At 48.7% G+C, this 6,437-nt stretch carries 4 protein-coding genes; all 4 read left to right on the top strand.

Annotation, left to right across the window (positions count from 1 at the left end):
- Positions 1-26 precede the first annotated feature (26 nt).
- The 4 genes from AACH41_RS05665 (at position 27) to AACH41_RS05680 (ending at position 6,295) form a co-directional block, all read left to right on the top strand.
- Positions 27-2,171 carry a type I secretion system permease/ATPase gene (locus AACH41_RS05665; protein WP_194746988.1) on the top strand — a complete coding sequence of 715 codons (2,145 nt, stop codon included), beginning with the start codon at positions 27-29 and terminating at the stop codon, positions 2,169-2,171.
- A 2-nt stretch (positions 2,172-2,173) separates the two neighbouring features.
- A complete protein-coding gene (locus AACH41_RS05670; RefSeq protein ID WP_194746987.1) occupies positions 2,174-3,586 on the top strand; it encodes an HlyD family type I secretion periplasmic adaptor subunit in 1,413 nt (470 codons plus the stop codon).
- 5 nt (positions 3,587-3,591) lie between these two features.
- Entirely contained in the window at positions 3,592-4,266 is a 675-nt protein-coding gene (locus AACH41_RS05675; RefSeq protein ID WP_338657397.1) for a response regulator transcription factor, read from the top strand.
- Between the two features lie 220 nt (positions 4,267-4,486).
- On the top strand, positions 4,487-6,295 hold the full coding sequence (locus AACH41_RS05680; RefSeq protein WP_194746985.1) for a TolC family outer membrane protein: 1,809 nt from the start codon (positions 4,487-4,489) through the stop codon (positions 6,293-6,295).
- The last annotated feature ends 142 nt before the right edge of the window (positions 6,296-6,437 follow it).

Consider the following 6,437-nt stretch of genomic DNA (forward strand, 5'->3'; position numbering starts at 1 on the left):
ACAAGGATAATAATAAGTCATCTGCCATGGAAACGACGCCATACTTCAATAAAACCGAGAAAGACGCTCTGCTGGAGTGCCTCCTTTATATTTGCCGCCATAACCGGTTGGCCACTACACGCGACGCCCTGATTTCAGGCTTGCCGTTGCAGAATGGCAAATTAAATCCCGAATTATTCAAACGTTCTGCGGAGCGTTTGCAACTGGATGTCACGGTCAAGCAAGCGGCCATTCCAACATTGCTGCAACCGCAGGTGGATGTCACGTTGCTGTTGAACAACGACCGGGCCTGCCAGCTAATTCAGGTTGATCAGTCGCAGCATTTTGCCCAGGTTATTTTCCCGGAACTGTCTTCTGAGCCGGTCACCATCAGTCTGGCCGATTTGGCTGCGCAATATACCGGCTATGCCTTGATTACCCGGCAAAACTTCATTTTTGATGCACGTACGCCTGAGGTGGGCCGTATCAAAGTCCGGCACTGGTTCTGGGGCACGCTGGCCGAAAACCGCGCGATTTACCGCGATGTAATGATTGCCGCATTGCTGATTAATCTATTTGCGCTGGCCATGCCGCTGTTCACCATGAACGTCTATGACCGCGTGGTACCCAACAAGGCTGTTGAGACCTTGTGGGTGCTGGGCTTAGGCGTAGCGTTGATAGTGCTGGGGGATTTGCTGTTACGTTCAATGCGTACCTATTTTCTGGATTGGGCCAGTGCGCGTATTGATGTGAAGCTCAGTGCGCAGATTATGGAAAAGGTCCTGGGCACCCGTTATGAAGCCAGACCGAATTCCGTTGGCTCGTTTGCTTCCAATCTGCGTTCGTTTGAAAGTGTGCGCGACTTTATTACTTCAGCCACCGTGGTGACGTTGATCGACCTGCCGTTCGGGATTATTTTTCTGGTGGTGATTGCCTGGATCAGTCCGTTGATGGTGCTACCTGCTGTGATTGGCGGTGCCATTGTGCTGATCTACTCGTTGAGCGTGCAAACCAAACTGCATGACCTGTCTGAAACCATGTACCGTGCCAGCGCACAGCGCAATGCCACACTGATTGAAAGTCTGGTTGGGCTGGAGACGGTGAAATCCATGGGCGTGGAAGGGCAAATGCAAGGCAAGTGGGAGAAGAGTGCGCTGTTTCTGTCAGAAGTCGGCAGCAAGATCAAACTGCTCTCGTCATCGATTACCAACGGCACTTACGCTTTACAGCAGATCATTAGTGTCGCCATCATTATTCTGGGCGTTTACCTGATCTCGAATGGTGATTTGACCATGGGCGGTTTGATTGCTTGTTCGCAGTTGACCAGCCGTGCCCTGGCGCCGATTTCACAAATTGCCAATCTGTTTACCCAGTACCACACTGCGGCGACTTCGCTGAAATCGCTGGATGACATTATGGGCAAGCCGGTTGAGCGTAGTAAAGGCATGAATTTCCTCTCGCGCCCCGCGTTCAAAGGCGAAATCGAGTTTAAGAATGTCTCCTTTAAATATCCAGGTTCGGATGAGTTTGCCTTGCAGCGGGTGTCTTTCAGGATTCAAGCGGGTGAGCATGTTGGGCTGATCGGACGGATGGGCTCTGGCAAGACGACAATCAACAAGCTGATTCTGGGCTTGTACCAGCCAACCGAGGGCGCGATTCTGATTGATGGCATCGACGCGCGTCAAATCGATCCGGCCGAATTACGTCGCAGCATTGGCTATGTGCAGCAGGATAATCACCTGTTTTTTGGATCGTTGCGTGACAACATCACGTTGCGTGACCCGCATGCCGATGATCAATCAGTCTTGCAAGCGGCTCAGGTGGGGGGGATTGCCGAGTTTGTCAATGCGCACCCCAAAGGCTTTGATCTTGAAATCGGCGAGCGTGGCGATACGCTGTCTGGTGGTCAGCGCCAGGGGGTGGGGATTGCACGTGCGTTTGTGACTCATCCGCAAATTGTGTTGCTCGATGAGCCGACCAGTGCCATGGATCACTCAGGCGAAGAAAGCGTTAAGCGCAGGATTGGCGAAGCCATTGCCGGAAAAACGCTGGTCGTGATTAGTCACCGCAACGCGATGCTGGAGCTGGCGGATCGGTTGATCGTTATTGACTCTGGCCAAGTGGTTGCAGATGGCAGTAAAGAAGACGTGACTGCAGCATTGCGTGCGGGCAAAGTGGGTAAGGCAAGATAATCATGGCAAAAAAAATATACGATCAAATTGGTCAGATTACCAAACCAGACAGTATTTGGGTGCGCCTGGGTAAGCCTGTACACGCGCTGGTGGATAGAATTGTCAAAACCGAGACAGCGGAATCGCGCACCTGGGTGGAGCAGGCGCATGATGTGATGGTTGAAGACACCATGCTGCATGCCAAGCTGATCATGTATTCTATCCTCGGGATCTTGGTAGTTTTGCTGGTTTGGGCCGGCATTGCCAAGGTTGATGAGGTGACCCGTGGCGAAGGGCGTGTGATTCCGTCGCGTCAGGTGCAGGTTGTGCAATCGCTGGATGGTGGGATTGTGACTGACATCATGGTACAGTTGGGGGATACGGTTAAACGCGGTCAACCCTTGATCAAGATTGATGAAACGCGGGCGATCTCCTCTCTCAAGGAAAACGAGAGTCAGTACCTTTCTTTGACGGCCAAAGAGGCGCGACTGAAGGCATTGGCGAATGGTGGTAGCTTTAACCCGCCCAGTGAGGTGCAAGAAAAAGCGCCTGATACCTATTTGCAAGAGCTGCAGCTATTTAACGCTGCCAGAGATGAGTTGAATTCGCAAATCAATATTGCACGTGACCAACTATCGCAACGTGAACGTGAACTATCGGAAGTGCAGTTTAAGAAAGAAGTGGCGATCAAGACTTATGAGTCTACCAGTAAAGAGCTCGCTGCCAATCGCCCTTTACTCAGTAGTGGAGCGGTTTCGGAGATTGAGATTTTGCGCCTGGAGCGTGATGCAAACCGTGCCAAAGGGGATATTGATCAGGCATCGGCACAGATGTCACGATTGACCGCCGCGATTTCAGAAGCGCGCCGCAAGGTTTCTGAAGCACAACAATCCTTCATGAGCAAAGTCCGCACAGATTTGAATGAGACGACTGCCAAAATCAACAGTCTGACACAATCCAGTGTAGCGCTTTCAGATAAAGTAAAACAGTCGACACTGACTTCGCCGGTGAACGGCAAAATCAGCAAGCTTTACTACAATACGGTAGGCGGCGTCATTCAGCCTGGTAAAGAAGTGATGGAGATTGTGCCAGGCGATGATGCACTGGTGATTGAAACCAAAGTACAAACCAAGGATATCGCCTTTATCCGGCCGCAACAGCCGGCAGTGGTCAAACTCACGGCCTACGATTACACTATCTATGGTAGTTTGGATGGTGTTGTAGAAGATATTGCTGCAGATTCCACCATAGACGATAAAGGTAATGCATATTATGTCGTTAAAGTGAGGACAACCAAGAATAATCTTGGCGACCATCTGCCGATTATTCCGGGGATGGTGGCACAGGTAGATATCCTCACAGGTAAAAAAACGGTGCTGTCTTATTTATTAAAACCAGTGTTAAAAGCTAAATCGTACGCATTGACCGAGCGCTAAAAACTATGAAGCATATATTTATCACGACCCTCAAAAACGCAATCGAGTCCTGGCAAAAGGCCTTTCCTCAATCAACCCTCATTTCTGATGTGATGTCCGCAGATATTGCGGGTGCGCCCGTCATTTGGGTGCATGCGCAACTAGAGCAGGGCAACCGTTGGCGTCAATCTGTGCAACATATTCTTCGCGTGTTGCCTGCCGCCAAAGTCATCGTCCTCTCCAATAACCCAGAGCAAGTTGAAGCCATGCAGGCGCTGGAATCAGGGGCGGTAGGCTATTTGCATGCGTATGCACATCCGAATGTGCTCAAAGAAGTTTCTAGTGTGGTTTCGCAAGGCGGAGTCTGGCTGGGGCGTGATGTGCTCAAGCACTTGATTAGCCTCACAACCGGTGGCAAGGCCATGTCAGTTGTGCCAGACGACATGTTGGAGAATCTGACCAAGCGCGAGCGAGAAGTGGCGTTAGAAGCCGCCAAAGGAAGTAGCAATAAAGAGATTGCCCGCTTACTGGCCATCTCCGAGCGTACAGTAAAGGCCCATCTCACTTCAGTATTTGATACGCTTAAAGTGCGCGATCGGTTGCATTTGGCTTTAGTTCTGCAGGGGCAGTCCACGCCGGGACATTTTGCCGGTAATGTGGGCATCAAAAATGCCAGCTTAAATAAATCTCAACTAAATTAATGTATAATAAATAAGTTAACGCATATATGTACCGTGTAAATATATGAATATATGAAGGTTTTTTTGAGTTTTTATGTTGCGTCAATTCCATTTTTTTGACTAATTACACTAAATTTATCAAAAAGTTTCTGGTTTATTGCGGCGACCACTCTTGTGCAGGCTTAGTTCCGTGGTTATACTGATTTTGGATGAATCTTTATAACTTGTTAAGAGTCTGCAAATGAAACTAAAAAAAATTGCCTCAGCGCTCCTCGTGGGCGTGTTCTCTTATTCTTCGTTGGCCTGGGCGGCGAGTCCTGAAAGTCTCGAAAAAATTATCGAGAAAGCAGTATCAGAGAACCCAGAAGTTCAAGCGAGCTTTCATGCATTTAAGTCAGCGGAACTGGATGAGTCTGCGGCCAAAGGCAAATATCTGCCGAACGTGACTGTAGATCAGGTGTTCAGAAATCAGGAGCGCCTGACCCCTAATGTAAGCAATACCTATTCTCCTAACCAGCAATCCACCCTGACTCTGCGCCAAATGATTTTTGATGGCCTGGCGACGCCATCAGAAGTCGGTCGTCTGGACCATGTGGCTAAGTCACGCTTCTACGAGTTGCAAGGGCAGATGCAGGCAGTAGCGTTAGATACCGCCACGGCTTACTACGATTTGATCCGTTACCGCCGCTTGGTCTCTTATGCTCAGGATAACTTTGTCGTGCACAAGCAAGTCTTCGATAAGATCAAGTCTCGTGTAGATGCTGGCGTAGGTAAGAAGGTTGACCTTGAGCAAGCAACAGGGCGTCTTGCTTTGGCCGAGGCTAATCTGGTGACGGAAACAAATAATTTGTATGATGTTTCTGCGCGCTTTCAGCGTCTGGTAGGTGAGTTGCCGCCGGAGAATCTGAATGAAGTGATGATGACGGGCGATGGTCTTGCTCCTTCAGCTGATCAGGTGTTAGATGCTGCTTACAAGCAAAACCCGAACGTTCTGGCTGCGATCGAAAATATTATTGCGGTTGAAAAATCTGTTTCCGGTCGTAAAGCTGCCTTTATGCCGCGTGTTGATTTGCAAGGCCGTAAAATTATTGACGTCAACGATAAAAGTAGACTCAGTACTTTAGCTGCCGATACGCTGGAAGTAACTGCGAGCTGGAATATTTTCAACGGCTTTACGGATAAATCCAATCTGGACTCCGCGGTTGAAACCCTGAACCGCTCACACGACTTGCGAGACAAAGCGTGTATTGATACCCGCCAACTGGTTGCAATTTCTTACAACAGCATTAAGCAACTGACTGAGCAAGTGGCTTACCGCAAACAGCATCAGGATTCGATTGAAAATGCGCGCTTGGCTTATCGCAAGCAATACGAAATCGGCCAGCGTACCTTGCTTGACTTGCTGGATACTGAAAACGAATACTTCCAGTCACGTCGTAACTTCACTATTGCGGAAATGGATTTGAATACGGCCTATGCAAAAACGTATGCAGGTCAAGGCTTGTTGCTGAGCAAACTCGGCGTTACACGCACAGATGTGGGTGATTATCCTCGTGAAGAATACATGGATCGCGAGAATGTGTGTAAAGCAGTAGTGCCTGAGCAAATCGTGCCCGATAAAGCAGCATTGCTGGCAAATGCCAAACCATGGGAAGGTAGTGGTGAAGCCTTTAAGCCTAAAGCGCAAGAAAAGGCGACCATGAAATTTACGCCACGCATTCTGTTCCAGGCTAATAGTGCGATTATCTTGCCAGAGTCCTATGCCGACCTGGATATTGTGAATGATATTGTCAAAGAGTGGGGCAACGACAAGGTTGAGATTGCTGGCCACACGGACAAGCGTAGTACTTCCAAAGAAAAGTACAATCTGCTGTTGTCTGAAAAACGTGCAAAAGCTGTTGCCGACTATCTGATCAAAAAAGGCACTGATGCTAAGCGTCTGGTTGTTAAGGGCTATGGTTTCTCACAGCCGATTGCTGAAAACGATCCAGTTGAAGGTAACGATGCCAACCGTCGTGTAGAAATTATTCGTTTCCAGGCTGTTGAGTAACTATTCCAAGACGATTAAGTTGTTTAAATGAAAGCGGAGTCATTTGACTCCGCTTTTTTTATATCTCTACGCGTTATGACTTTTAAATTACTTAAGCGTTTTATATCCCGAGTTTCATACTGTACTTTAGTACAATAGATTT

The sequence above is a fragment of the Methylophilus sp. DW102 genome, from assembly GCF_037076555.1.
Classification (GTDB): Bacteria; Pseudomonadota; Gammaproteobacteria; order Burkholderiales; family Methylophilaceae; genus Methylophilus; species Methylophilus glucosoxydans.

Bases quoted from the DNA above. Each gene is read 5' to 3' on its own strand.
- AACH41_RS05665 (WP_194746988.1), top strand. From the start codon at position 27: ATGGAAACGACGCCATACTTCAATAAAACCGAGAAAGACGCTCTGCTG.
- AACH41_RS05670 (WP_194746987.1), top strand. From the start codon at position 2,174: ATGGCAAAAAAAATATACGATCAAATTGGTCAGATTACCAAACCAGAC.
- AACH41_RS05675 (WP_338657397.1), top strand. From the start codon at position 3,592: ATGAAGCATATATTTATCACGACCCTCAAAAACGCAATCGAGTCCTGG.
- AACH41_RS05680 (WP_194746985.1), top strand. From the start codon at position 4,487: ATGAAACTAAAAAAAATTGCCTCAGCGCTCCTCGTGGGCGTGTTCTCT.